At 73.6% G+C, this 26,967-nt stretch carries 21 protein-coding genes and 1 CRISPR repeat array; of the genes, 13 read left to right on the plus strand and 8 right to left on the minus strand.

Annotation, left to right across the window (positions count from 1 at the left end; translation table 11 throughout):
- The first annotated feature begins 38 nt into the window (after nt 1–38).
- Nucleotides 39–500 carry a DUF2690 domain-containing protein gene (locus ACWC97_RS09965; protein WP_352273049.1) on the plus strand — a complete coding sequence of 154 codons (462 nt, stop codon included), beginning with the start codon at nt 39–41 and terminating at the stop codon, nt 498–500.
- Between the two features lie 363 nt (nt 501–863).
- Nucleotides 864–3,154: direct repeats of the CRISPR family, unit length 29 nt; unit sequence GGGACCACCCCCGCGTGCGCGGGGACCAC.
- 174 nt (nt 3,155–3,328) lie between these two features.
- On the opposite strand, the gene msrB is transcribed toward ACWC97_RS09965, so the two are convergent.
- From msrB to ACWC97_RS09985, 4 genes are all read right to left on the minus strand, one after another.
- Nucleotides 3,329–3,733: a peptide-methionine (R)-S-oxide reductase MsrB gene (gene msrB, locus ACWC97_RS09970; RefSeq protein ID WP_352273050.1), complete on the minus strand. Its 405-nt coding sequence runs from the start codon at nt 3,731–3,733 to the stop codon at nt 3,329–3,331.
- A gap of 9 nt (nt 3,734–3,742) precedes the next feature.
- Nucleotides 3,743–5,137: a UDP-N-acetylmuramate--L-alanine ligase gene (gene murC, locus ACWC97_RS09975; RefSeq protein WP_352273051.1), complete on the minus strand. Its 1,395-nt coding sequence runs from the start codon at nt 5,135–5,137 to the stop codon at nt 3,743–3,745.
- Between the two features lie 70 nt (nt 5,138–5,207).
- Nucleotides 5,208–5,660 (minus strand): indole-3-glycerol phosphate synthase, encoded by a 453-nt coding sequence (locus ACWC97_RS09980; RefSeq protein WP_352273263.1) that lies wholly within the window; start codon nt 5,658–5,660, stop codon nt 5,208–5,210.
- Nucleotides 5,661–5,808: 148 nt separating this feature from the next.
- Nucleotides 5,809–6,621: a pyrimidine reductase family protein gene (locus tag ACWC97_RS09985; RefSeq protein ID WP_450648518.1), complete on the minus strand. Its 813-nt coding sequence runs from the start codon at nt 6,619–6,621 to the stop codon at nt 5,809–5,811.
- A gap of 45 nt (nt 6,622–6,666) precedes the next feature.
- Between ACWC97_RS09985 and zapE the strand changes: the two genes are divergently transcribed.
- From zapE to ACWC97_RS10005, 4 genes are all read left to right on the plus strand, one after another.
- Nucleotides 6,667–7,806, plus strand: a complete 1,140-nt coding sequence (gene zapE / locus ACWC97_RS09990; RefSeq protein ID WP_450648520.1) for a cell division protein ZapE — start codon at nt 6,667–6,669, stop codon at nt 7,804–7,806.
- Nucleotides 7,807–7,888: 82 nt separating this feature from the next.
- Nucleotides 7,889–8,314 (plus strand): OsmC family protein, encoded by a 426-nt coding sequence (locus tag ACWC97_RS09995; protein WP_450648522.1) that lies wholly within the window; start codon nt 7,889–7,891, stop codon nt 8,312–8,314.
- A gap of 261 nt (nt 8,315–8,575) precedes the next feature.
- Nucleotides 8,576–9,979, plus strand: a complete 1,404-nt coding sequence (locus tag ACWC97_RS10000) for an alkaline phosphatase PhoX (RefSeq protein ID WP_450648524.1) — start codon at nt 8,576–8,578, stop codon at nt 9,977–9,979.
- A gap of 204 nt (nt 9,980–10,183) precedes the next feature.
- Nucleotides 10,184–11,059: a polysaccharide deacetylase family protein gene (locus ACWC97_RS10005; RefSeq protein ID WP_450648526.1), complete on the plus strand. Its 876-nt coding sequence runs from the start codon at nt 10,184–10,186 to the stop codon at nt 11,057–11,059.
- A 162-nt stretch (nt 11,060–11,221) separates the two neighbouring features.
- Here the strand turns inward: ACWC97_RS10005 and ACWC97_RS10010 are convergent, their stop codons facing one another.
- The gene (locus tag ACWC97_RS10010) at nt 11,222–11,899 is read right to left on the minus strand and encodes an AIM24 family protein (RefSeq protein WP_352273060.1); all 678 of its coding nucleotides are present in this window, start codon (nt 11,897–11,899) and stop codon (nt 11,222–11,224) included.
- A 72-nt stretch (nt 11,900–11,971) separates the two neighbouring features.
- Here ACWC97_RS10010 and ACWC97_RS10015 point away from each other — a divergent pair, with 72 nt between their 5' ends.
- The 6 genes from ACWC97_RS10015 (at nt 11,972) to ACWC97_RS10040 (ending at nt 21,269) form a co-directional block, all read left to right on the plus strand.
- Nucleotides 11,972–12,688 (plus strand): peptidyl-tRNA hydrolase, encoded by a 717-nt coding sequence (locus ACWC97_RS10015; RefSeq protein WP_352273061.1) that lies wholly within the window; start codon nt 11,972–11,974, stop codon nt 12,686–12,688.
- Between the two features lie 259 nt (nt 12,689–12,947).
- Nucleotides 12,948–13,781 (plus strand): hypothetical protein, encoded by an 834-nt coding sequence (locus ACWC97_RS10020; protein ID WP_450648528.1) that lies wholly within the window; start codon nt 12,948–12,950, stop codon nt 13,779–13,781.
- A 270-nt stretch (nt 13,782–14,051) separates the two neighbouring features.
- Complete coding sequence (locus tag ACWC97_RS10025; RefSeq protein ID WP_450648530.1) at nt 14,052–17,897, plus strand: S8 family serine peptidase; 3,846 nt, start codon at nt 14,052–14,054, stop codon at nt 17,895–17,897.
- A 189-nt stretch (nt 17,898–18,086) separates the two neighbouring features.
- Nucleotides 18,087–19,412, plus strand: coding sequence for a DUF692 domain-containing protein (locus ACWC97_RS10030; RefSeq protein ID WP_450648532.1), 1,326 nt, complete (start codon nt 18,087–18,089; stop codon nt 19,410–19,412).
- A 5-nt stretch (nt 19,413–19,417) separates the two neighbouring features.
- A complete protein-coding gene (locus ACWC97_RS10035; RefSeq protein WP_450648534.1) occupies nt 19,418–20,404 on the plus strand; it encodes a TIGR04222 domain-containing membrane protein in 987 nt (328 codons plus the stop codon).
- A 76-nt stretch (nt 20,405–20,480) separates the two neighbouring features.
- Nucleotides 20,481–21,269, plus strand: a complete 789-nt coding sequence (locus ACWC97_RS10040) for a TIGR04222 domain-containing membrane protein (protein ID WP_352273066.1) — start codon at nt 20,481–20,483, stop codon at nt 21,267–21,269.
- A 147-nt stretch (nt 21,270–21,416) separates the two neighbouring features.
- Here ACWC97_RS10040 and hemQ read toward each other — a convergent pair whose 3' ends face one another.
- Both hemQ and hemG read right to left on the minus strand, forming a co-directional pair.
- On the minus strand, nt 21,417–22,130 hold the full coding sequence (gene hemQ / locus ACWC97_RS10045; RefSeq protein ID WP_385205899.1) for a hydrogen peroxide-dependent heme synthase: 714 nt from the start codon (nt 22,128–22,130) through the stop codon (nt 21,417–21,419).
- Between the two features lie 4 nt (nt 22,131–22,134).
- Nucleotides 22,135–23,622 carry a protoporphyrinogen oxidase gene (gene hemG / locus ACWC97_RS10050; protein ID WP_385205896.1) on the minus strand — a complete coding sequence of 496 codons (1,488 nt, stop codon included), beginning with the start codon at nt 23,620–23,622 and terminating at the stop codon, nt 22,135–22,137.
- Nucleotides 23,623–23,724: 102 nt separating this feature from the next.
- Here hemG and ACWC97_RS10055 point away from each other — a divergent pair, with 102 nt between their 5' ends.
- The gene (locus ACWC97_RS10055) at nt 23,725–25,110 is read left to right on the plus strand and encodes an FAD-dependent oxidoreductase (RefSeq protein ID WP_450648536.1); all 1,386 of its coding nucleotides are present in this window, start codon (nt 23,725–23,727) and stop codon (nt 25,108–25,110) included.
- Nucleotides 25,111–25,137: 27 nt separating this feature from the next.
- Here ACWC97_RS10055 and hemE read toward each other — a convergent pair whose 3' ends face one another.
- Nucleotides 25,138–26,211 carry a uroporphyrinogen decarboxylase gene (gene hemE / locus ACWC97_RS10060; RefSeq protein ID WP_450648538.1) on the minus strand — a complete coding sequence of 358 codons (1,074 nt, stop codon included), beginning with the start codon at nt 26,209–26,211 and terminating at the stop codon, nt 25,138–25,140.
- Nucleotides 26,212–26,302: 91 nt separating this feature from the next.
- Here hemE and ACWC97_RS10065 point away from each other — a divergent pair, with 91 nt between their 5' ends.
- Nucleotides 26,303–26,962 (plus strand): DUF3000 domain-containing protein, encoded by a 660-nt coding sequence (locus ACWC97_RS10065; protein WP_352273070.1) that lies wholly within the window; start codon nt 26,303–26,305, stop codon nt 26,960–26,962.
- Nucleotides 26,963–26,967 lie beyond the last annotated feature (5 nt).

A 26,967-nucleotide genomic window follows, 5' to 3' on the forward strand; every position in this document is an offset into this window, starting at 1 on the left:
GGCCCGGCATATCCGTGTGACCCAGGGGGGACACCAACATGAGGTTCGGCAAGGTAATCGGCAGAGCCGCCGCGGCGGCCACCGCGCTCATCGCACTCCAGACCGGCTTCGCGGGCAACGCCGGCGCGGCCACTCTCACCTACGACGGCCAGGACCCCATCGCCGCGGGGTGCGCCGGTGACGCGATCACCGCCAAGAAGGTCACGCTCACCACGGGAACCGACTGGTCGTTCGCGGAGCTGCGCTACAGCCCGTCCTGCCGGACCGCCTGGGGCCGGGTTCAGGTGGCACGCCTCACCGGCCTCGAATTCGGCTGGGCCTATGTGGAGCGCCAGAGCGACGGCAACTCGTACCGATGCGAATCGGTGTCCTGGAGCGCGACCCTCGGTTCGTACACCTGCTACACCCCCATGATCAACGACGCCGGTCAGCTCGCGCGGGCCTACGGCTACGCGAAGTGGAACGGACACGTCTTCAGCGGCGTGTCCGACTGGTACTGACGACACCCCCCGGGGCCTCACGGCAGTGCGGCCCCGGGTGACCGAACCCGACACTCCGTGACGGCCCGCCGATTCCCTTCGGCGGGCCGTCACGCGTGGGGCGGAGTCCACCGAACTCCTCGCCCGGTTCCGTGGCCCCTGTCGCCGCGCCCCACGTCTCCGCCCGGCCCATGGACCAGCCCCGGTCGTCCGTCGCCCGGAGCCGGAGCGAGATGGAGTTGATGCAGTACCGCTGGCCGGCGGCGGTCGGGTGGCCCCTCGCCCCAACCTGATTCGAGAAGGCCCCCGGCACCAGCCACCCCACATGCGCGGCGGGGACCACCAGTACAACGCGCTCGCCCTGTCCCCGACTGCCTGGTTGAGGGGACCACCCCCGCGTGCGCGGGGACCACCCCGAGCCGGTGGTCGAGCCGGAGTCGGTCCCGGGACCACCCCCGCGTGCGCGGGGACCACCGGCCGGGCGTGACCGGGCGGATCAAGGCCACGGGACCACCCCCGCGTGCGCGGGGACCACCGGGGACGTCTACCAGCCCTCCCGTGGCGGGTGGGGACCACCCCCGCGTGCGCGGGGACCACCGCCCGCGCGCTGAACCGCTCGACCGGCTGCGGGGACCACCCCCGCGTGCGCGGGGACCACTGAGCTACGCGGATGGCCCGTATGGCCGGTCCGGGACCACCCCCGCGTGCGCGGGGACCACAAGGCGTGGAACGCCTGGTGCGGGACGACCCCGGGACCACCCCCGCGTGCGCGGGGACCACGGTGATCTCGATGCCGGCCACCCCGTAGGCGCGGGACCACCCCCGCGTGCGCGGGGACCACGTGAGGGGCGTTGCGGGCGTACTCCCTGCGGAGGGACCACCCCCGCGTGCGCGGGGACCACCTTCAACGTGCTGATCCCGGTGCTGTGCGGGGCGGGACCACCCCCGCGTGCGCGGGGACCACCTTCAGTCGTCCGGCGCGGATCATCTTCGCTCGGGACCACCCCCGCGTGCGCGGGGACCACTGCTGCTCCAGCTGTTCCAGAGAGGTGTGGGAGGGACCACCCCCGCGTGCGCGGGGACCACCGTTGCGGTTGCGGACATGTCGTCCCCTTTGGGGGACCACCCCCGCGTGCGCGGGGACCACCAGTACAGTCCTTCTGGCGTGTTCCAGTCCGGGGGACCACCCCCGCGTGCGCGGGGACCACCAGTACAGTCCTTCTGGCGTGTTCCAGTCCGGGGGACCACCCCCGCGTGCGCGGGGACCACTTTCCTTCGAGCCAGACCGTGTGCCAGGCGCCGGGGACCACCCCCGCGTGCGCGGGGACCACGAGGTAGCACGGCGTTCTCCTCGGGGTTGGGAGGGACCACCCCCGCGTGCGCGGGGACCACTCGCCATCCCCCCTTGACCTGGAGGTCGATCATGGGACCACCCCCGCGTGCGCGGGGACCACTCTGCGGTGTCCGCGGTGAAGTAGCCACACCGGGGACCACCCCCGCGTGCGCGGGGACCACACGAAACCCCATGTCACCTGTCCGACCGGGCAGGGACCACCCCCGCGTGCGCGGGGACCACTTCGCGTGTCGTCAGGCGCTCGGCGTGCGCCAGGGACCACCCCCGCGTGCGCGGGGACCACACGATGTACCCGAGCTGCATTTCGCCATCGCTGGGACCACCCCCGCGTGCGCGGGGACCACAGCACGGCGGGACGAGCGCATGAAGCTCGCGCGGGACCACCCCCGCGTGCGCGGGGACCACACCCCGTCGTACGCCGGGAAGCCCTCGGGAACGGGACCACCCCCGCGTGCGCGGGGACCACCCCGACATGAAGGCGCTGCTCCGCTCCGCCGGGGGACCACCCCCGCGTGCGCGGGGACCACATCCCCGTACCCGCCTTTTCGAGCCCGCGCCAGGGACCACCCCCGCGTGCGCGGGGACCACGGCATCCGGGACGCTGGCACCGAGGTGGCGGTGGGACCACCCCCGCGTGCGCGGGGACCACATCCTGAACGACTTGCCCCGCGGGGCCGACGGGGGACCACCCCCGCGTGCGCGGGGACCACTACAGCCACCTGGGATCTCGCGGCATCACGCCGGGACCACCCCCGCGTGCGCGGGGACCACAACAAGCCGATGATCGTCGTGCCCAACCACCTGGGGACCACCCCCGCGTGCGCGGGGACCACCGAAGACGCCGACCAGTAAGGCACAGAGGGCCGGGACCACCCCCGCGTGCGCGGGGACCACGAGGGGTGGGACCAGTCCGAGCTCAAGGCCGCGGGACCACCCCCGCGTGCGCGGGGACCACATTCCGCGGATGAAATCAAGAATCCCTTTTCCGGGACCACCCCCGCGTGCGCGGGGACCACGGATGCATCGTCGGCAGCAGCGGCCGGGACTGGGGACCACCCCCGCGTGCGCGGGGACCACGTAGGGAACCTTGCCGCCGGAACGCTGGCGGAGGGACCACCCCCGCGTGCGCGGGGACCACGCCCTGGCCGTCGCCGCCGTGCTCGGCGTGTGGGGACCACCCCCGCGTGCGCGGGGACCACAGAACCTCGCCGGGCTCCAGGTCCTCCACAGGGGGACCACCCCCGCGTGCGCGGGGACCACTCGGCCGCGACCGACTCCGGCTTGTCGTCGCCGGGACCACCCCCGCGTGCGCGGGGACCACTCTTCGTGACCTGCGTCTTTATCCGGGCCAGGTGCTGTTTCCGTCCAACTTCACTGAGTCCGACATTCGTGATGTACACCCCATAACGACATTGAAGCGTTCAGTAAGACCACCTCAGAGCGGCCGCCCGCCCCACCCCCACCGGAGCAGACGGGCGGGCACCCGAGGCGCGCGTCAGGCGTCCGGCGTCAGGCGGAGCGAGATGGAGTTGATGCAGTACCGCTGGTCGGTGGGGGTCGGGTAGCCCTCGCCCTCGAAGACGTGGCCGAGGTGCGAGCCGCAGCGGGCGCAGCGGACCTCGGTGCGGACCATGCCGTGGCTGCGGTCCTGGATCAGTTCGACGGCGTCGGTGTCCTTCGGGTCGTAGAAGGACGGCCAGCCGCAGTGCGACTCGAACTTGGTGTCCGAGCGGAACAGCTCCGCGCCGCAGGCGCGGCAGGAGTAGACACCCTCGGTCTTGGTGTCGGTGTACTCACCGACGAAGGCGGGTTCGGTGCCGGCCTGGCGCAGCACGGCGTACTCGGCCGGGGACAGCTCGGCCCGCCACTGCTCGTCCGGCTTCTCGATCTCGTACGACACGTCGCTCCCTCAGCTCGTCAGGTGGTCCAGGATGCGCGGACCGAGGTCGGTGACGTCGCCCGCGCCCATGGTGAGAACGAGATCGCCGGGCTTCGCCATTCCCGCGATCGCGGCGGGGACCGCGTCCTTGTCGTGGACGGCGGTGACGTCGGCGCCGGCGGTGCGGGCGGCGTGGATGATCAGCTCGCTGGTGATGCCGGGGATCGGGTCCTCGCGGGCCGGGTAGATGTCCAGGACCACGGAGGCGTCGGCGAGGGCGAGGGCCTGCCCCATCTCCGTACCGAGCTCCTGGGTGCGGGAGAAGAGGTGCGGCTGGAAGACCACGAGGATGCGGGCGTCGGCCGCGGCGCCGCGCATCGCCTCCAGGTCGGCGGTCATCTCGGTGGGGTGGTGCGCGTACGAGTCGATGACCTGGATGCCCGACGCCTCGCCCTTGAGCTGGAGGCGGCGCTTGACGCCGGTGTACGTGCCGAGCGCCGAGGCCAGGTTGTGGGCGGGGATGCCGAGGGCGACGCCGGCGGCGAGGGCGGCGACGGCGTTGAGCGCGTAGTGGCGGCCGGGCACGGAGACCGTGAACGTGAGGAACTTCCCGTTCAGCAGGATCGTGACCTCGCTGGTCAGTCCGCGCGGGGTGATGCGGTGGACGCGTACGTCGGCGGATTCGGCCTCGCCGTAGGTGACGACGTTCAGCCCCTCGCGGCCGCGGACCCGCCCGGTCAGCTCGACGGCGCCGGGCTGGTCGGCGGAGATCACCAGCGTGCCGCCGGGGACGATCTTGGCGGTGAACGCCTCGAAGGACTCGTAGATCTCGTCCATCGAGGCGTAGTTCGCGTGGTGGTCCAGCTCGACGTTGAGGACGATCGCGACCTCGGGGTCGTACTTCTGGAAGCTGCGGTCGCTCTCGTCGGCCTCGGCGACGAAGATCGCGCCCTCGCCGTGGGTGGCGTTGGTGCCGGGCCCGGCGAGGTCGCCGCCGATCGCGTACGAGGGGGCGAGGTCCAGCCCGGTCAGGGCGACGGCCAGCATCGACGTGGTGGTCGTCTTGCCGTGCGTACCGGCCACCGCGATGGCGCGCAGGCCGTTCATCAGCGAGGCGAGCGCGTCGGAGCGGTGGACGACCGGGATCGACAGCTCGGCGGCGCGCACCAGCTCCGGGTTGTCGGCGCGGATGGCGCTGGAGACGACCACGCACGAGGCGTCGTCCGCCAGATGTGCGGCGGAGTGCCCGATGTGGACGGTCGCCCCCAGCGCCCGCAGCGCCTCGGCCGTACCCGATTCCTTGGCGTCGCTGCCCGCGACCTTGGCGCCGCGCTGGGCGAGGATCTTCGCGATGCCCGACATTCCGGCGCCGCCGATGCCGATGAAGTGCGGGCGTTCCATGGCGGCGGGGATACCGGGTGTCATGTGCGTCCTCCGGGAGCTGAGCGGGTTCTTTCGGTCGCGGGGAGGTACCACCCTCGACCGCCCGCCCAGCCTATTCGCTGTGCGCGAAGAGCTTGAGCACCGGGACGCCGACCTTGTGCCGGGCGCGGGAGGCCCAGTCCCGGTGGAAGAACTCCTCGACGTAGTGCGGCGCGGTCAGCACGATCACCTCGTCCGCCTCCGCGTCCTCGACCACGGACTTCAGCAGGTCGAGCGGATGGTCCTCGACGACCTGGCCGACCGCCTCGGAACCGGCCTGGCGCAGCGCCTCCAGCGACACTTCGAGTGCCAGTTCGGCGGACTGTCTGGCGTTCTCGCCCTCCGGTTCCTCGCTCTCCTGGGCGGCCGCCTTCAGTTCGCCCATCGCCAGGTCGTCGATGGCCCGCAGGAGCACGTCCGCCTGGTCACCGCGCGGCTGGAGAAGCACGACGAACGAGATCTGCTCCTCCCCGTGCAAAGTGGTGACGAAGTCGACGTCCTCCGAGGTGAGGGGCTTCTCGATCATCAAAACGCTGGTGAACACCACGGGCGCCCTTCTGCTTCAGTGACCGTCCCAGGTCACTGCTGAAACCATCCTTCCCCGTGCTGGCACGGGGGTTGCGGAGGTAATTGTGCCCACCGGAAGCCAACCGGAACGGCTAATTCCGCTCTTTTCAGCCCTGACGGTACCGGGTGAAGAGAAAACCGTCCTCTTCCAGCATGGATGCCAGGACGAATCGTTTCGGCACGGCGACGCCCGCACCGCCCGCGATCCGCTGCGCGTCCCCGGCGGTCAGCAGCGGCGCGAGCGTCAGGCAGAGCTCGTCCAGGACCCCGGCGGCCACGAACTGGCCCAGCAGCCTCGGGCCGCCCTCGGTCAGCAACCGGGCGTGCCCCCGGTCCGCCAGCTCCGCCACGGCCCTGGCGGGGTCCACCCGGGTGCCCTCCCCGGCGAAGACCACCTCGGCGCCCGCGGCGCGCGCCTGCTCGACGCGCTGGGCGGGGACCGCGGCGCCGGTCAGCAGCAGGGTCGGCACCAGCGGCTCGGTGAAGAGCGGCATCGAGAAGTCCAGGTCCAGGCTGCCGCTGACCACGGCGATCGCGGGCGCGGGCCCCTGGCCGGCGGCGGCCCGGCGGGCGGCGAACGCCTCGCGCGCCCGGGCGGGGCGGTAGCCCTCCAGGCGGACCGTCTCCGCGCCCACCACGATCGCGTCGGCCAGACCGCGCAGGGTTCCGAAGATCCGCATGTCGGCCGCGCAGGAGATCGGCTGCGAGCGGCCGTCGTGCTGGGCGGCCCCGTCGAGGGTGGACACCATGTTGGCGCGGAGCCAGGGGCCGTCCTGCTCCGGGTAGGCGTAGGCGTCGGCCAGGGCGTCCAGGCCCCACTCCCCCGAGGCGTCCGCTGCGGCCTCCTTCGGGGCCCCGCGGGACGGCACGGAGGAGGTGGCGGCGGGTGTCGGGTCGGTCACAGGGAACAGGCGTCGCATGCTCCGCAGTCTTCCACGCTGCCCGAACGCTTAAAGTGGAGAGTTGTGTCGTCCTCCACAGCCCTTCCCGGGCAGAGCCCCATATCCGAAACAGCTCCGCTGTCCCTGTGCGCCCGCGAGCCCCGCGTGCCGGCCGACCGGCTGGTCGCCGAGATGGTGCCGCCGCCGCGCTTCGACTCCGTACGCTTCGATACCTATGTGCCCGACCCGAACCAGCCGAGCCAGACGGAGGCGGTCCAGGTCCTGAGCGGCTTCGCGGCCGGGCTGGGCGGCGCGCACGCCTCCGGTGCGGGCAAGGCCGGAAGAGCGCGCAGCGCATCCTCTGGTGGGTGGTGGCGGGCGACGGGAGGGCGGTTCAGCCGTAAGCCCGCGACCGCGTCCGCCCCGCTCGGGGTGTACCTCGACGGCGGCTACGGCGTCGGCAAGACCCACCTGCTCGCCTCGCTCTGGCACGCCACGCCCGCCGAGCCCGCGCTGAAGGCGTTCGGCACGTTCGTGGAGCTGACCAACCTGGTCGGCGCGCTGGGCTTCCAGCAGACCGTGCAGACGCTGAGCGAGCACCGGCTCCTGTGCATCGACGAGTTCGAACTGGACGACCCGGGCGACACGGTACTGGTGTCCTCGCTGCTCAGCAGGCTGGTCGAGGCGGGGGTCGCGCTCGCCGCCACCTCCAACACGCTGCCCGGCAAGCTCGGCGAGGGCCGGTTCGCCGCCGCCGACTTCCTGCGGGAGATCCAGGGGCTGTCCGCCCACTTCCGCCCGCTGCGCATCGACGGCGAGGACTACCGCCACCGCGGCCTGCCCGAGGCCCCGCCCCCGTACTCCGAGGACCAGGTAACCCGCGCCGCGTACGCCACCCAGGGGGCCAGCCTGGACGACTTCCCCGGGCTGCTCGACCACCTCGCCCGGGTCCACCCGAGCCGCTACGGCGCGCTGACGGACGGGGTGCGGGCGGTCTGCCTCACCGAGGTCCAGCCGGTCCCCGACCAGTCGACCGCGCTGCGGCTCGTCGTCCTCGCCGACCGCCTGTACGACCGGGAGGTCCCGGTGCTCGCCTCCGGGGTGCCGTTCGACCGGCTGTTCAGTGACGACATGCTGAACGGCGGGTACCGGAAGAAGTACTTCCGGGCGATCTCCCGGCTGACGGCGCTGGCACGGGACGCGAAGGGCCTGGTGGGGCAGTAGGTTCGGGGGCGTACCACCGGGACGTCCACGGATGCCCCGGTGTTCCCGTACCGACCGCGCACATCGTTCGAAGGGATTCCGCATGGCTACCGTCCGACACGCCCACACGGTCTGGGAAGGCAACCTGACCGAGGGCAAGGGGGTCGTCACCCTCGACTCCTCCGGCATCGGCTCGTACGACGTCTCCTGGCCGTCCCGCGCCGAGCAGGCCAACGGGAAGACCTCGCCCGAGGAGCTCATCGCGGCGGCCCACTCCAGCTGCTTCTCGATGGCACTCTCCCACGGCCTGACCGGGGCCGGTACGCCGCCGACCCGGCTGGAGACCAAGGCCGACGTGACCTTCCAGCCCGGCACCGGCATCACCGGCATCCACCTCACCGTGGTGGGCGAGGTGCCCGGCCTCGACGAGTCGGCCTTCGTCGCGGCCGCCGAGGACGCCAAGGCGAACTGCCCGGTCAGCCAGGCGCTGTCCGGCACGTCGATCACGCTCTCCGCCTCGCTGGGCTGACGGCTCGCGGACGCCGCGGACGTCGGCGTCAGCACCTGGGCCGACGTCCGCGGCGGCCTCCGCGCCCGCGTCGGCGTCCCCGTCCGGGGTGCTGTCATGGGCGCGTCGGGCATTTTGGCGTCACAGCCGTCACCGGCATCACAGGAGTCACAGGGGCCACTCCCGGACCGGGACACGGTGACCCGCATGGTTTCCGCGCGGCGATGCGCGTGCTACACACATGCGGGTCACTTTTCCTGTCCGCCAGCAGGGAGTCACCTCATGTCATCAGAATCGTCACGCCCGGCCGACGCCACGACGCCGCGCCCGGCGACCAGCCGCCGCCAAGTCCTGGCCGGTACGGGTGCGGCCCTCGCCTCCGTCGCCTTCACGGGGGCGTTCTCCGAGCTCTTCGCGGGGACCGCCGCCGCCCGGGGCCACGCCGGGTACGGGCCGCTCGTGCCCGACCCCGACGGGCTGCTCGACCTTCCGAAGGGCTTCCGCTACCGGGTGCTGTCCCGGGAGGGCGGCCCGCTCCGCTCCGGCCAGGGACTCGTCCCCAGCAACCACGACGGGATGGCCGCCTTCGCGGGCCGCCACGGCCACGTCCACCTGGTCCGCAACCACGAGAACCGGGTCACCGCGCGCATCCCGGTCCCGGTCGTCGAGGGCCTCACCTACGACCCGATGGGCAAGGGCGGCTGTACGGCCCTGGAGCTGGACGGCCGCAACAACGTCCTGGGCGAGCGCGTCGCCATCGCCGGGACGGCGGTGAACTGCGCGGGCGGCCGGACCCCCTGGAACACCTGGCTGACCTGCGAGGAGACCGAGGACCGCGCGGGCACCAACGGCTACACCAAGGACCACGGCTTCATCTTCGAGGTGGACGGCGCCGACCCGCGCCGCACCGGGGCCGTCCCGCTCACCGCGATGGGCCGGTTCCAGCACGAGGCCGTCGCGATCGACCCGGGGAACGGGATCGTCTACGAGACGGAGGACGCCTTCGACAAGCCCTTCGGGCTCTTCTACCGCTTCCTCCCGAACAAGCCGCTCGGCGGCACCGGCTCGCTGCGGGCCGGCGGGCGGCTGGAGGCCATGCGGGTGCCGGGCGTCCCGGACCTCTCCCTCGTCCAGGAGACCGGGACGGCCTTCGAGGGCATCGAGTGGGTGCCCGTACCCGACCCGCTGGCGGACGGCACCCCGATCCGGTTCCAGGACTTCGGGCCCCGGGGCATCACGCACGCCCAGAAGCTGGAGGGCTGCTACTGGGGCGGCTCCTCGGTGTACTTCGTGTCCAGCTTCGCCCGCAGCGGCGAGGGCTCGGCCGCCGACCACCACGGCCAGGTGTGGCGGTACGAGCCGAAGCGCCGCCGCCTCACGCTCGTGATCGTCTTCGGCGCCGGGAAGGATGTGGACCTGCCCGGCGAGTCCCCGGACAACATCTGCCTCGCCCCGGACGGCGGGCTGATGGTGTGCGAGGACGGCGACGGCGCGCAGCACGTGTTCGGCCTGACGCGGGGCGGCGAGGTCTACGCGATGGCGCGCGGGCGGCAGAACATCGGTACGCCGGAGAAGCCCGAGTGGGGCGAGTTCGCCGGGGTCACCTTCGCCCCGGACGGCTCGACGATGTACGTGAACTGCTACACCCCGGGGACGACGTTCGCGGTGACGGGGCCCTGGCGGTGAACGACCGGCCGGGCGGGCGGTGATCCCGTTTTAGGGGCCGGGTCCACGGGCTGGTTCGACAGGCCGGTTCCGTGAACCAGTTCCACGGGCCGGTTCGACGGGCCGGGTGAATCCGGGGACGGTTCCGGACGCCGGGCGGCACCGTACGCACCGATTAGTCGGATAACTGGATAGTTTCCGCTGGTGACTGGTTACCGACGGAAAATGACAGCTCTTGCCATTCTCGGGATGCTGCTCGGCGGTCTCACCGGCTGCGGGGGCGGCGACGGCGCGTCCGTCATCGCCCCCGCGGCCACGGAGCGCTCCCCCGCGGCCACGGAGCGCTCCCCCGCGCCGGTCCGCTCGCCGTCGCACGCGGCCCCGGCCGCGCCGCCGACCCTGGCCCCCGGGCCGGGCGGGCTGACGCCGGTCTTCAGCCATGGCCCCCGGACCGGCGGGAAGGTGGTGGCGCTCTCCTTCGACGCCGACATGACGGCCGCCGAGGGGCCGCGCGCGGCGGCGGGCGAGCACTTCGACAACCCCGCGCTGATCGCGCTGCTCCGGGAACGGAAGGTGCCCGCGACGGTCTTCATGACGGGGCGCTGGGCCGAGGAGTACCCGGACCAGGCCCGGTCCATCGGCACCGATCCGCTCTTCGAGGTCGCCAACCACTCGTACAGCCACTACGCCTTCACGGCCCCCTGCTACGGGCTCCCCACGGTGGCGCGGCAGGACATGCGCGCCGATGTCGCGCGCGCCACCGCCGCGTTCCGGAAGGCCGGGTTGCGCGACACCGTGCCGTACTTCCGCTTCCCGGGCGGCTGCTACGACGGCACCGTGCTGCGGGCGCTCGCACCCGAGCGGATGACGGCGGTGCAGTGGGACGTGGTCGGCGGCGACGCCTTCGCGACGGACGCGGACGCGGTGGCCGCCCAGGTACTGGCCGGGGTACGGCCGGGCTCCCTGGTCGTCCTGCACTGCACCCGCAGCGCCGCACCGGCCACGGTGGAGGCGGTGCGCCAGGTCGTCCCCGAACTGCGCAGGCGCGGCTACCGCCTCGTGAAGGTCTCCGACCTGATTCGGGCGACGACGACGGCCTGAGCGGCCCCGAACCGCGCCCCGCGTATCAGGCCGCCGCCCTCGAGCAGGCGAGCGCCGCCACCGCGACGGCGAGGACGGTGGCCACAGCAGCACCCATGGCCCCCGAAGGCCGCAGGGCGTGTCCGGCGGATCACGCCCAACGTCGGCCCACACCGGACAGCCTCAGTTGGCCGTCGCCTTCTCGGGCTTGGCCTCGCTGGGCCGTACGATCACGAAGCCCTCGCCGTCCAGGCGCAGCTGCACGGCCTCGCCGGAGCCGCCCCGGATCATCGAGCCGAAGCTCTGCGAACGGTGCAGCGAGGTGGTCAGGTTGGCGCTCCAGCCGACCACCGCGTCGGTGTCGACGAAGACCGGCTGCTGGGGGCTGACGGGGATCACGATGGGGTGGCCCTCACACATCAGGCCGAGCTTTCCGTAGCCGGTGAAGACGCTGTTGAAGAGCCCGCCGCCGACCATCCCGGCACCCTTCACCGTCTTGATCTCGTAGGCGAGCGTGGGGTCGAAGCAGAGCACGTTGCGCCCGTTGATCGTGAGAACGTCGCCGTGCTCCATCTCCACGATGAAACAGTTGGCGGCCTCGTGCGCGAACCACGCCTCGCCCTGGCCCCGGACCGCCATCAGCGGCAGCCCCTCGCCGGTGACGGCGCGCTTGAGCAGGCCGCCTATGCCCTGGCTCTTGTGCTCGAACTGGAGATTGCCCCGGAAAGCGATCATCGCGCCCTGGCGGGCGTGCATCTCGCCGTTGACGGCGTACTTGATGGACTTGGCGTTCTGCAGGGTCATCCCCGGGGCCGTCGCCGGCTGTGCCATGTGCTCGGTGGAAAAGAGATCGCTCTTCATGCGGTGCATCCTCACCCGGAGACTCCGATTCCGCCAAGAGTCTTCTTTCCCGGGGCTGGCAGACTGGTACGGATGAGCAGCGAAGAATCCCCCGCATCCCCGTTCGTGTCCGAGACCACCCCTCGTGACGAGGCGCCGCAGTACGTGCTGCCGCTGGTCGTGCACATCGAGAAGACGGCTCCCCCGGCCCGGACCGACGCGCTGCGGACGGCCGCCCGCGCGGTGCTCGTGATGCTCTCCGACGAGCGCTCGGAGGGCGAGGGCGAGTGGGCGCGGGCGATGCGCGACTGGCAGGACGCCCGGATCCGGAAGGTGGTGCGGCGGGCGCGCGGCGCGGAGTGGCGCAAGGCGTCCGCGCTGCCCGGCATCACGGTCACCGGCGAGAGCGCCGAGGTGCGGGTCTTCCCGCCGGTGCCGCTGGACGGCTGGCCGAAGGAGCTGGCCAAGCTCCAGGTGTCGGGCACGGACCTGGACGACCCCGAGCCGCCCGCCGCCCCCGACCTCGGGGGCCCGGTGCTCTGGCTCAACCCGGAGCTGGACATGTCGGCGGGCAAGGCCATGGCGCAGGCCGGGCACGGGGCGCAGCTCGCCTGGTGGGAGCTGTCGGACACGGAGCGCAAGGCGTGGCGCGAGGCGGGCTTCCCGCTCTCGGTGGCCACCGCCGCGCCGGAGCGGTGGCGGGAACTGACGACCGGTGGGCTGCCGGTGGTGCGGGACGCCGGGTTCACCGAGATCGCCCCCGGTTCGTGCACGGTGGTCGCCGACCATCCGGCGCTGCGCCGGGGCTGAGCGGCCGGAAGCCGGTGTGCGTCCCCGGGCGGCGGGCACCTGCCCGCCGCCCGGCCGATCAAACGTGACATCAATCTGATTCCGGGCGCCGCATAGCCTTACCGGTGAACGAATACCCTTTCAGGATCATGGAGGCAGCGGCCCGTCCGCGCGGCCGCGCCGTGCCGGATGGGCCCTGATGAGAGGGGTCGTGATGTCCGGGAGACCCAGGGCGCTTCGTTCGGACCGTGCCGTGCCGTCGGGGGGCCGGTCCGGTGGCGTGGATCGTACGGCGGACGACGACGCGGCGGGGCGCGATGCCAGGGCGCAGGGGCCCGGCACGATCCGGCCGAGCGGTCCCGGCCGTCCGTCGCCGTACCAGGCCCTCGCGGCGGTCCGGGCCTTCGCCACCGGGTCGGGGAGCGGCCCCGCGCCGGGGATGTCGCGTCCGACCGCGCCGGTGCACGCGGCGCGCATCCAGCAGCGCGCCCGGCGTGAAGTGCTGTACTTCGACGCGCCTCCCTACTGGTCCGTGGACAACACGGTCCAGCTCGACCGGTTGTCGGACGGAGTCTCGTACCGCACGGTCTACGGCGAGCAGGCGATCGAGTACCCGGGGGCGATGACCCGCATCGACCAGTGCCTGGCGGCCGGGGAGCAGGCGCGGGTGACGGCGCGGCTCCCGATGAAGATGATGATCATCGACCGGGAGACCGCCTTCACATGCGCCTTCGGGGAGAACGACCCGGCGGGGAGCCCCGGCGGCCTCGTGATCGTGGACTCCGGGCCGTTGCTCGACGGTCTGGTCGAGCTGTTCGAGCGGGTCTGGGCCGACAGCGCCCCCTTCGACCACGGCACCCCGGAGCCCCGCGCCGAGCACGACGAACTGGACGCCGCGGAGAAGCGGTTGCTGACCCTGCTCCTCGGCGGGCTGACCGACGACGCCATCGCCCGGCACCTGGGCGTCGGCCGCCGCACCGTGCTGCGCCGCGCCCGTGGGCTGATGGACCGGGCCGGGGTCGCGACCCGGATGCAGCTCGGCTGGTACGCGGCCCGCCGGGGCTGGGTGGACGTGTCGTGCGGCACGCCGGACCCCGGGGCGGCGCGGGGATAGCGGCGGGCGCACCGGGTCCAGGACCAGCGCCGGAGGGGCGTCGGCGCGACGGTGCGGCCTCCGTTTCCCGGAGGCCCCGGCCTCGACAACTGGCGCACATGCGCCACGCATTGGCCTTCAGCACATGCTCCGACGGGCTATAGCCTCCGGGTGCGCCGCTCGTCCGGGCCCGCTTCCCTCCCGTTCCCCTCCCCTTGCTCCGCCCCGCCCTGCCCGGACTCCGGCGTGCGCTCCTTGCCCGTTCCGTTCCTTTCATCCGAGGAGAAGTACGTGCCGACACCCTCCAGCGGCATACGCACAAGACGGCTGATCGCCGTCACGGCGGTGCTCGCCACCGGCATGCTGATACCCGGGTTCAGTCCCGGGACAGCCGTCGGAGCACCCGCCGGCAGCAACCCCGCGGGCGGTCTTTCACCCAAGGCCGCGCAGCGGGCGAAGCCCTCCCTGGTCACCCTCATCACCGGGGACACCGTTTCCGTCACCAAGTCCGGCGGCCGCACCTCCGTGACCGTCACCCCGGCGCCCGGCAACGCGGCGACGTTCCAGACCGTCACCGACCCCGACGGCGACCTGTACGTGTACCCGACCGAGGCGCTGGCCCCGCTCGCCGCCCGCACCCTGGACCGGCGGCTGTTCAACGTCACCCGGCTGATCAGGGACGGGCACGGGGACGCCAAGGACAAGACGCTGCCCGTGATCGTCTCGTACGACGACAAGCCCTCCCGCACCGAGCTGGGCGCACGTGCGCGGAAGCTCCCCTCCGGCAAGCCGGGCGTCCTGCTGCGCCGGATGGGCATGGCCGCCGTCCACGTCGAGAAGACCGGGGCGGCCTCCTTCTGGAAGGCGGCCCGCCCCGACCGGGCCGCCGGGAAGCAGCGGACCGCCGCCGGTTCCCAGGTCGCCAAGATCTGGTACGACGCCCCCGCCAAGGTGACGCTGGACCAGAGCGTTCCGCAGATCCACGCACCCGAGGCCTGGGCCAAGGGGTACGACGGGACCGGCGTGAAGGTCGCGGTCCTGGACACCGGGGTCGACCTCGGCCACCCCGACGTCAAGGACCGGGTCGTCACGTCGAAGAGCTTCGTCGCCGGTGCCTCCACCGTGCAGGACGGCCACGGCCACGGCACCCATGTCGCGTCCACCGTCGCGGGCAGCGGCGCCGCCTCGGGCGGCCGGTACAAGGGGGTGGCCCCCGGGGCCGACCTGCTGATCGGCAAGGTCCTCGGCGACGACGGCTCGGGCCCGGATTCCGGCGTGATGGCGGGCATGGAGTGGGCGGTCGACCAGGGCGCCGACATCATCAGCATGAGCCTGGGCTCCGCCGGTGACGCCGAGGACGACCCGTCCACGGAGGCGGTCAACCGGCTGAGCGCCTCCAGCGACTCCCTGTTCGTGATCGCCGCCGGGAACGACGGCCCGGGAGAGTCGACCCTCGGCAGCCCCGGCGCCGCGGACGCGGCCCTGACCGTCGGCGCCGTCGACAAGTCCGACCGGATGGCGGAGTTCTCCAGCCGGGGCCCGCGCACCTGGGACCACGGCATCAAGCCCGACGTCACCGCGCCCGGCGTCGGCATCGTCGCCGCCCGCGCGGCCGGTACCGCCATGGGCAGTGTCGTCGACGACAACTACACGGCGGCGAACGGTACGTCGATGGCCACCCCGCACGTCGCGGGCGCCGCCGCCATCCTGGCGCAGCGGCACCCGGACTGGCCGGGCGAGCGGCTGAAGGCCACGCTGACCTCGCACACCGACCGGTCCGCCGACGCCACCGTCTTCGAGCAGGGCAGCGGCCGGGTGAACGTCGCCGCCTCCCTCGACGCCCGGCTCGACCTCTCCGGCCCGGTGGACTTCGGAATGACCTGGTACGAGGGCAAGGACGCCACGTACGAGAAGCGGACCCGCACCCTCACCGTCAGCAACCCCTCCGGCGCGGCCCAGACGGTGAAGCTCGCCGCCCGCCTCGCGCAGGGTTCCCCGGCCGACGGCTCGCTGACCTTCGGCCGGGACGAGGTGACCGTTCCGGCGGGCGGCAGCGTCGACGTCCCCGTCGTCCTCGACCCGAACCTCCTCGACGACGGCTCGTACACGGGTGAGGTCACCGCGACCGCCGCGGACGGCGCCACCGCCCACGCCGCCCTCGGCTTCGCCAAGGAGCCGCCGAGCTACGGCATGAACATCGAGCTCAAGGGCCGCGACGGCAAGACCCCCGACCGGGGCCTGGTCGTCGTCATGGGACTCGACAGCGCCTACTACGAGACGTTCCCCGTGAACAAGCTGGCCACCCTCCGGCTGCGCGTCCCCACCGGGCGGTACGCGGTCTTCGGCGGGATCACCACCGGCGACCTCGGCTACCGGGGCGGCTACGCCGACGCCCTGGACCTGTTCAGCCTGCCGGAGGTGACGGTCGCCGACGCACCGGTCACCACGACCGTCGACGCCACCCGGGCCGAGGACTTCCGGCTGGACGTCACCGGGGAGCGGCGGCCCCTCGAAGCCTCCACCTTCGCCTACCAGTTGCGGCGGACCGCCCCCGACGGACGCTCCTCGGGCGTCAGCGTGACCGGTGACGCCTCCCCCACCACCGGGCACTTCGGCGCGATCCCCGCGGCGAAGCCCCGTACGGGCACCCTGTCCTCGACCTTCTACCAGCGTGAACGGCAGCCGCTGTTCACCGCCGAGGCGACCGGCCCCAAGGGCTTCGCGCTGACCCTGCGGTCCCCCAGCAACCTCGCCCGCTTCGACGGCACCAGGAAGCTCCCGCTCGTCGACGTCGGCGGCGGCAGCCCCGAGGAGCTGGCCGGGAAGGACGTCCGCGGCAAGGCCGTGCTCGTGCACAACGACTTCCCCGTTGTCGCCGGTCCGCTGGCGGGTGAGCTGGAGGAGGCCGGCGCCGCCGCGGTGCTCGTCGCCCGGGTCACCGACCGCAGCGTCTTCACCGCGATCGGCGACGGGCTGAACATCCCGTTCGCCGGAATCACCCAGCGGGACGGGAAGGAGCTGGCCGCCCGGATCGCGGCGGGCGGGAAGAAGGCCGTCACCGTCACCCTGCACGGCCGGAAGGAGTCGGCCTACGCCTACTCCGGGCAGTGGACCTACGACGGCATCCCCGCCGACCTCCGCGCCACGGCCCGGCGCGGCGACTTCGCCTCCGTCACCAACGTCTTCCACGGGTACGGGGAGGAGCAGGCCACCGAGTACCTGCAGGACGTGTGGGGCCCGAAGGAGACGAACACCGTCTCGGTGCGGACGCCGGAGACCGTCTACCGGGGCCAGCGGCGTGAGGACTTCGTCTACGCGAAGGGCGGCCTGACCTACCAGCAGCACGTGGCCGTGCAGCGGTTCGGCGCCCAGATGCACGGACGGGTCGAGACCCCGCGGGCCGGAAGCTCCGTCGTGGAGGACTGGTTCGGTCCCGCCCTCCACGCGGCGCCGCTGGGCAGCTGGCCGTCGTGCAACTTCTGCAGCACCGACGCCGGTCTCGTCCCGCTGCCGGGCAGTGGCGCCGACTCCGACCCCGCGCACTACATGGACTGGGGTCCCATGCCCGCCATGGCCTTCTACCGCAACGGGAAGCCCATCGACGACGACGGTACGTGGACCATCAAGGGCAAGGCCGACTACCGGCTGGACATCGAGCTCCCCTTCGGCGAGACGGACGGGGACCAGTTCGGCACCTCGGGAACCGCCCGCGCCCAGTACTCGTTCACGGCGGACGCCCCGAGCGGTTTCTCCGAGGAGGCGTGCAAGGACTTCGTCGGCCAGGTCACGACGTGCGAGCCCCTGCCCGTCATCACCACCCACTACGGCATGACGGCCGACCTGCTCAACCGGGTCAAGGCGAACTCCGCCTACTCCTTCACCCTGGACGGCTACCGGGCCACGGGCTGGAAGGGCTCGACGAAGGTGGCCGGGGCGAAGGTCTCCGTCAGCTACGACGGCGGCAGGACCTGGAAGGCGGCCACCGTCACGCGCGAGGACGCGGACTCCTTCCGGGTCTCCTACCGGCACCCGAAGCTCGCCGCGACCAACGGGTACGTGACCGTCCGGGCCGAGCTGTGGGACGGAGCGGGCAGCCGCACGGTCGAGACCATCGAACGGGCATACCGCCTCAAGTAGAACAAGCAGGACAGAAGCGGGCGTCGCACCGGAATCCCCTCCGGTGCGGCGCCCGCCGCCGTCCGGCCGGAAGCCGGAACCTCAGACGAAGCTCTGAACGTCCCTCTGTTCGGATTCGCCGCCCCCGTCCGGGGCCATGAGCCCGGTACGAAATGCTGGACGCGCAGGCGGAGCCGGAAGGGGGCGGGCATGAAGCTGGGGATCGGGATCGGCTGGCGGCCGGAGATCGCGGACGCCGTGGAGGCGCTGCCCGGGATCGACTGGGTGGAGGCCGTGGCGGAGAACCTCTGCCCCGGCCATCTGCCGGATTCACTGGTACGGCTCCGGGAGCGCGGGGTCACGGTCGTGCCGCACGGGGTCTCGCTCGGGCTCGGCGGTGCCGAGCGGCCCGACCCGGGGCGCCTCGCCGACCTCGCCGCCCGCGCCGAACTGCTGGGCGCGCCGCTGGTGACCGAGCACATCGCCTTCGTACGGGCCGGGGGGCCGCGTGCCGGGGCGCCGGGGCTGGAGGCGGGCCATCTGCTGCCCGTGCCCCGGACCAGGGACGCGCTGGACGTGCTGTGCGAGAACGTGCGCATCGCGCAGGACGCGCTGCCGGTGCCGCTGGCCCTGGAGAACATCGCGGCGCTGGTCTCCTGGCCCGGCGAGGAGCTGACCGAGGGCCGGTTCCTGGCAGAGCTGGTCGAGCGCACCGGGGTCCGGCTCCTGATCGACGTCGCCAATCTGCACACCAACCACGTCAACCGGGGCGAGGACCCGGCCACCGCGCTCGACGAACTGCCGGTGGAGGCCATCGCGTACGTGCACGTGGCGGGCGGCGTGGAGAAGGACGGCGTCTGGCACGACACCCACGCGCACCCGGTGACTGCGCCGGTCCTGGACGTACTCGCCGAGCTGCGCTCCCGGGTCGACCCGCCGGGCGTCCTGCTGGAGCGCGACGACGCCTTCCCCCCGGCCGGGGAGCTGGCGGGCGAACTGGACCTGATCCGGGCCACCCTGGACCGGGCGGCCGGCCCCCCGCGCCGTGTCCCGGCGGCCCGTACACCCGCCCGGGCCGTCCCGGTCGAGCCCTCCGGGACGACCGCTTCGGAGACCGCCGGGGAGACCGCGGCCCGGGACCGGCTCGCCGCCGGCCAGCACGGGCTGCTCTCCGCGCTGGTCGCCGGCGGCCCCGTCCCGGCGGGCTTCGACCGGGAGCGGCTGGCGGTCCAGAGCCGCGCCCTGGCCGCCAAACGGGCCGGGGTCGTCGCCAAGGTGGCGCCCGAGCTGCCGGAGATCCTGGGCACCGGCTACCGGAGCGCCTTCCTGGCGTACGCCGCGGCCCGCCCGATGTCCGCCGGATACCGCCGGGACGCGCTGGACTTCGCCGAGTCCCTGCTGCTCGCGGACCTTCCCGCCGACGCCGCGGCCCGGCGGCGGCTGACCCACTGGTGGCAGGACCGGGCGGGCGCCCGTCCGCCCCGTCGTACCACTCTGCTGCTCCGCGCGGCCCGCGCGGCCCTGACCGGAAGGTGACCGGCGTGAACGCCCTGGCCCTGGCGATACAGATCGCCGTCCTGCTCTCCTCCGTCCTGCTCGTCACCGGGCTGGTCCGCGCCCGCCGCGGCGCCGCGCGCCCCGGCGGCCCCGTGCACGACCGCTACGAGGCGGCGTTCCTCGGCGGCGGTCCGGGCAGGGTGGTGGACACCGCGCTCACCGCGATGGCGACGGACGGGCGGCTCACCGTCGGCGGCCCCGGCATCGTCGCCGTCCAGCGCGACGAGTCCCGTGACCTGGTGGAGCGCGCCGTCCTCCAGGAGCTGGCGCAGGCACCCAACGGATCGCTGCACGGCCTGCGCACGGCGGTGATGCGGCATCCGGCGGTCCAGGAGATCGGCGACGGGCTCGCGGCCCGGGGGCTGCTGGTCGTGCCCGGCACGGGGCGGGGATGGCGGCGCTGGGGCCTCGCCCAGGGGCTGGTCTGCCTGCTGGCCGTCCCGCTGACCGTCGTGCTGACCGCCCAGGACGCCCTGAGCGACGAGCTGGCCCCGGCCGGCGCCGTACCGTTCCCCATCCGGGTGATCCCGGCGCTGCTCGTGGGCGTCGTCGTCGGCTTCGCCTGCGCCTCCCGCGCCCGGGGGCGCGTCACCCGGGCCGGGCAGCGGGCCGCCCGGGAGTACCGCACCGCGCACGCCCTCGTCCCCGACGCGGCCCTCCTGGTCGCCACGCAGGGACCGCGGGCCCTGCCCGACCCGGAGCTGCGGGCCCAGCTGACCACGGCGGCCCGGACGGACCCGCAGGGCCGGGCGCACGCGGCGGCCGTCGCGACCGGCGCCTCCGCGCTGCTGCTCGCCCCCGCCGTGTGGTGCGCCGGTGACTCCGGTTCCGGCGGCGGCTGCGGCAGCTCCGGCGACGGGGGCGGGGACAGCGGCGGGGACGGCGGCGGGTCCGGCTGCGGTGGCGGTGGCGGGGACAGCGGTTCCAGTTGCGGCGGCGGATCGAGCTGCGGCGGAGGCGGCGGGGACTGAGCGGTCGGGCGGTGCCGCGCGTCCGCATCATGGAAAAGGGCTTGGCATCCGCGTCCGCACCCCGTAGAAAGCGCCCATGGTCTGGGTTGTCCTCCTGCTGGTCGCGTGGGGCGCGGCGGTCGTTTCGTGCGTCCGGCTCTGTCTGGTCTCGGCCCGCGCGGGTCTGCTGTGGAGCACGTCCGAGGGGGCCGACGACACCGTCCCGGATCCCGGCACCGACCGTGAACTGACCCTGTACGAGACCGCGTTCCTTGCCGGGGGCCCGCACCGGGTGGTCGAACTGACCCTGGTCGCCATGCATCTGCGGCGCCGGCTGCTGCTCGCCCACACCGGCTGGGCGACCGTCGTCGACCCGGAGGGCCGGGACGAGATGGAGCGGACGGTGATACGGGCGATCGGGCCGCAGGGCCAGTCGCCGATACCGCCCCTGCGGCGCGCGGCGGCCGCCGCCGAGGCGGTGCGCGCCCTGGCCGACCGGCTCGTCGCCGCGGGGCTGGCGCTGCCCGGAGGCGCCGGAGGGGAGGTCGCCGCGGCGGTGCGGGCGGTGCGCGGGGCGGCGCTGCTGATCACGGCGATGGGCGCGGTGACGTTGTTGATGCCCGGTCAGGAGCACGGGCCGGGCGGGCCGGTGGTGTCGCTGCTCGTGTGGTTCGGGCTGCCGCTGGCTCTGACGGTGGGGTGCCTGGCCATAGCGCGGATGGAGATCCATCCGTACGACTCGTGGGCCTCACCGGCCGGTTGGCGGCTGCTGGCCGCGCACGGGGCGGCACGGGGCGGGGTCCTGGCGGCGCTCGCGGTGGACGGCGTGCGGGCCGTGGACGATCCGGCGCTGCGGGCCGCGCTCGGCGGCGGGGTGTCCCGGTAGCCGGGACGGGGTGGAAAGACGCCGGTGCGGCGCGCTGTCCGCGCGCCGCACCCGGAGCCGAACCCGGTGTCGCTGGAACGACGGGCGGCGCCGGAGCGCCGGTGCCCGCCTTCTGACCTTCCGGGTTGGGGTGGTCGTGCCCGCTCGCTACGCGAGCCCGGCCACCAGGTCTGCGACCGCCTTCCGGCGGCCGGTGAAGAACGGGACCTCCTCGCGGACGTGCATCCGCGCCTCGGAGCCCCGCAGATGGCGCATCAGGTCGACGATCCGGTGCAGTTCGTCCGCCTCGAAGGCGAGGACCCACTCGTAGTCGCCGAGCGAGAAGGAGGCGACGGTGTTGGCCCGGACGTCCGGGTAGCCGCGGGCCATCTTGCCGTGGTCGGCGAGCATCCGGCGGCGGTCCTCGTCGGGCAGCAGGTACCAGTCGTAGGAGCGGACGAAGGGGTAGACGCTGATGTAGTCGCGCGGCGTCTCGTCGGCGAGGAACGCCGGGATGTGCGACTTGTTGAACTCGGCGGGGCGGTGCAGCGCCATGTTCGACCAGACCGGCTCCAGCGCCCGGCCCAGCTTGGTGCGCCGGAAGAGGTTGTACGCGTCCTGCAGCTCGTCGGCGGTCTCGGCGTGCCACCAGATCATGACGTCGGCGTCGGCGCGCAGGCCGGAGAGGTCGTAGGTGCCGCGGACGGTGACGTCCTTGGCCGCGAGCTGGTCGAACAGCTCCTGGACCTCGTCGGCGTAGCCGGTCCGGTCCTCGGGCAGGGCGTCGCGCAGCTTGAAGACGGACCACAGCGTGTAGCGGATGACCTCGTTGAGGTCCTTGGCCTTCTTGCCGGCGTTGGCAATCTTCTCGGTCGCACTCATAGGGCTATTGTCCCGCCTCGCTCCCTGTGCCCTGAACCGGGGTCGGCGTGGCGATGATCTCTTCCGCGGTCCCTTCCGCCAGTTCGGTGACGATCTCGTCGGCGGCGCGGTGGGCGCTGGCGACGCAGGCCGGGATGCCGACCCCGTCGTAGACGGCTCCGCAGACCCGCAGGGCGGGCAGTTTCGCGACCTGTTCGCGGATCCGGGCGACCCGGGCGAGGTGGCCCACCGGGTACTGGGGCAGTCCGCCGATCCAGCGGGTGACCTCGGTGTCCACGGGCCTGACGGCCAGTCCGGTGGCCTCGGCGAGGTCGCGCAGCGACACGTCGACGAGTTCGTGGTCCTCGCGGTGGAGGTACTCCTCCTCGCCGTACCGGCCGACGGAGGTGCGCAGGACGAAGAGGTCGGGGGCGGCGTCGGCGACCCAGTTCCACTTGTGGGTGGAGAAGGTGGACGCCTTGATCGTGCGGCCGTCGACCGGGGGGACGAGGAAGCCGGAGCGGCCCGCCAGGGGCTCGGTGGCGGCGACGTCGGAGCGGCGGAAGGCCATGGTGACCAGCGCCATCGAGGCGTACTCGACCCCGGCCAGCTCGGCGGAGGCCGCCGGGGACTCGGCGGCGAGCAGGGTGGAGGCGGACCAGGCGGGGGCGGCGAGGACGACGCCGTCGGCGGCGATCGTGCGGTCCTCGGTGCGGACGGCCCAGCCGTCGGTGCCCCGGGTCAGGCCGAGGACCCGGGTGCGGGTGAGGATCTCCCCGCCGGCCGCCCGGACGGCGTCGGCGACCGCGCCGGGCAGGGTGCCGATGCCGCCCTCGATGCCCTGGAAGACCGGGCCGGTGAGCTGCCGGGCGGCGGCGCGTTCCTGGGCGCGGCGGACGCCGTCGAGCAGCGAGCCGCCCTCCCGGGCCACCTCGAAGAGCTGGGGTACGGCGGCCCGCATCGAGATCCGGTACGCGTCGCCCGCGTACACCCCGCCGAGCAGCGGTTCCACGAGCCGGTCGACGACCTCGCGGCCGAGCCGGTCGGCGACGTACGCGCCGACCGCGACGTCCTCGCCGACCGGGGTGGGGGCGAGGTCGCGCTCCCCGGCGATCCGGGCGAGGCCCTCGGGCGTGAGGAGTCCGGCGAGCGCCGAGGGGTCGCCGGGGACGCCCATCAGATGGCCCTTGGGCATGGGGCGCAGGGCGTCGCGCGTCCAGACCGAGGCGGTGGCCGTGGCGGGCGGCTGGAGGCGGTCGCCGAGCCCGACCTCGCGGGCCAGGCCGACCGCCTCGGGGCGGCGGGCGAGCATCGACTCGGCGCCCAGGTCGACCCGGGCCCCGGCGACCTCACCGGTCATCAGCTTCCCGCCGAGCCGCTCGGCGGCCTCCAGCAGGGTGACCCGCAGTCCGGCTCCCAGGAGGCGGTGGGCGGCGGCGAGACCGGCGATGCCTCCGCCGATGACGACGACGTGTCCGGTGCCCGGGTCCGCGCGGTGTGGTGAACGCTGCATGCCCCCACTCTCTCAAACGCGGCCCGGCGCCCGGCCGGGTCCCCCACGTCGTAGCGTGGGCCCGCGGGCACGGCCCGGATCACGGCGGAGGGAGAACCGGACATGGCGGCGGAGCGACTGGTGGTCATCGGCGGCGACGCGGCGGGCATGTCCGCCGCGTCGCAGGCCCGCAGGCTGAAGGGGCCCGGGGAGCTGGAGATCGTCGCCTTCGAGCGGGGCGGCTTCACCTCGTACTCCGCCTGCGGCATCCCGTACTGGGTGGGCGGCGACGTCGCGGGGCCGGACGCGCTGATCGCGCGTACCCCCGAGGAGCACCGGGCCCGCTCCATCGATCTGCGGATGCGCACCGAGGTCACCGGGGTCGATGTCGCCGGGCGGCGGGTGCGGGCGGTGGACCTGGGCAGCGGCGAGGCGTACTGGACGGGGTACGACCGGCTGGTGATCGCGACCGGGGCCCGTCCGGTGCGTCCGGCGCTGCCCGGGATGGACGCGCCGGGGGTGCACGGGGTGCAGACCCTGGACGACGGGCAGGGTCTGCTGGAGACGCTGGACCGGGCGCCGGGCGACCGGCGGGCGGTCGTCGTCGGGGCGGGCTACATCGGTGTGGAGATGGCGGAGGCGCTGTTGAAGCACGGTTTCGCGGTGACCGTGCTCAACCGGGGCGAGCAGCCGATGGCGACGCTCGACCCGGACATGGGGCGGCTGGTGCACGAGGCGATGGACGGTCTCGGCATCACCACGGTGAACCGGGCCGGGGTCACCGCGATCCGCACCGGCCCGGACGGGCGGGTCTCCGCGGTCGTGGCGGGCGGGACGGAGTATCCGGCGGACGTGGTGGTGCTCGGCATCGGGGTGGAGCCGGAGACGGAGCTGGCGCGGGCGGCGGGCCTCCCGCTGGGCCCGCACGGCGGGCTGCTGACGGACCTGTCGATGCGGGTGGTCGGCCGGGACGACATCTGGGCGGGCGGCGACTGCGTCGAGGTGCTCGACCTGGTGGCGGGCCGTACCCGGCACATCGCGCTGGGCACCCACGCCAACAAGCACGGCCAGGTCATCGGGTCCAACGTCGCGGGCGGCTACGGGACGTTCCCGGGGGTGGTCGGGACGGCGGTGAGCAAGGTGTGCGATCTGGAGATCGCCCGCACCGGTCTGCGGGAGAAGGACGCCCGCGCGGTGGGGCTGCGGTTCGTGACGGCGACGATCGAGTCGACGGGCCGGGCGGGGTACTACCCGGGGGCGCGGCCGATGACGGTGAAGATGCTCGCGGAGTACCGCACGGGGCGGCTGCTCGGGGTGCAGATCGTGGGCCGGGAAGGGGCGGCCAAGCGGGTGGACGTCGCGGCCGTGGCGCTCACGGCGGGGATGACGGTGGAGCAGCTCACCGCCCTGGACCTGGGGTACGCGCCGCCGTTCTCCCCGGTGTGGGACCCGGTGCTGGTGGCGGCCCGCAAGGCGGTGACGGCGGTGCGCCGGGCGGGCACCGCCTGAACGGCGGGGCCCGCGTCCGGCGGCGGGTCAGCGCTCGGTGCTGGTGTGGACGAAGTCGACGAGCCGGGTCAGCGCGTCCGGGTCCATCGACGGCATCACGCCGTGGCCCAGGTTGAAGATGTGGCCCTCCAGACCGGCGGCGGCGTCCAGCACCTCGCGGGTCTTGGCCTCCACGGCCTCGGTCGGCGCGAACAGCACGGCGGGGTCGAGGTTGCCCTGGAGCGCCTTGCCGGGGCCGACCCGGCGCGCGGCCTCGTCCAGCGGGACGCGCCAGTCGACGCCGACCACGTCCGCACCGGCCTCGCCGAGCAGGCCGAGGAGTTCGCCGGTGCCGACGCCGAAGTGGATGCGGGGGACGCCGTAGTCGGCGACCGCGTCGAAGACCTTCGCGGAGGCGGGGAGCACCGAGCGCCGGTAGTCGGCGGGGGACAGCGCGCCCACCCAGGAGTCGAAGAGCTGCACGGCCGAGGCGCCCGCCTCGATCTGCACCTTGAGGAAGGCGCCGGTGATCTCGGCGAGCCGGTCCAGCAGGTCGGCCCAGAGCTCCGGGTCGCCGTACATCAGGGCCTTGGTGTGCTCGTGGTTGCGGGACGGGCCGCCCTCCACGAGGTAGCTGGCCAGGGTGAACGGCGCCCCGGCGAAGCCGATGAGGGGGGTGGCGCCCAGCTCGGCGGTGAGCAGGCCGACGGCCTCGGTGACGTACGAGACGTCCTCGGGCGTCAGGTCGCGCAGCCGGGCCAGGTCGGCGCGGGTGCGGATCGGGTCGGCGATGACCGGGCCGACGCCGGGCTTGATGTCGAGGTCGATCCCGACGGCCTTGAGGGGGACGACGATGTCGCTGAAGTAGATCGCGGCGTCGACCTTGTGGCGGCGGACGGGCTGCATCGTGATCTCGGCGACCAGCTCCGGCATCGTGCAGGAGTCGAGCATCGGGATGCCCTCGCGGACCTTCAGGTACTCGGGGAGCGAGCGGCCCGCCTGGCGCATGAACCAGACCGGCGTGTGCGGGACCGGCTCGCGGCGGCACGCCTTCAGGAACGCCGACTCATGGGTGGCGGGGGTCTTCGGCTGCTGGCCCATGGGGCGATCGTTGGCACTCACACCAGGAATCTTCGCACGGCGGCCCCGGCGGCCGGGCACGTGTATGTGTCCCTCCCTGCGCGAAGCGCCTCTTCCGCCTACTCTTCCCCGCATGGCTCCGGCGCAGGGACACTTCTCCGATCGAACCGACGACGCTGACGGCAAGGACAGCGAGGAGGGCGGTTTCGTCCCGCCCGCGTTCCGGTCGGCGGTGGACGCCCTGCACGCGGCGCGGCTCCGCCCCGAGCTGGAGGTGGAACCGACCCGGCCGCCCCGGCGGCTGGCCCCGTTCGCGCACGCGCTGGAGGCGGCGGTCGTCGACGGCGAGGACGATCTGGCCGACGGCCGTCTGGTGCTGCTCCACGACCCGGCCGGGCACGATGCCTGGCAGGGCGCCTTCCGGCTGGTCACGCTGGTGCGGGCCGAGCTGGAGCCGGAGATGGCCGCCGATCCGCTGCTGCCCGAGGTGTGCTGGTCCTGGCTGACCGGTGCGCTGGAGGCGCGCGGCCTGTCGTACGGGGAGGCCGGGGGGACGGTGACCCGGGCGGGTTCGCACTACTTCGGCACGCTGGAGGCGCGGCGTCCGGCGACCCAGATCGAGATCCGGGCGTCCTGGACGCCGAGGGAGGGCCGGGGCGGGGTCCCGGACGCCGCCGCGCACCTGATGGCCTGGGGCGATCTGCTCTGCCAGATCGCCGGTCTGCCGCCCTCGGGGCCGGTGGACGCGGCGGTGGTGACGCTCCCCCAGCGGCGCGGCCCCCAGGTCTCCTGAAAGCC

The organism is Streptomyces sp. NPDC001108 (genome assembly GCF_053598535.1).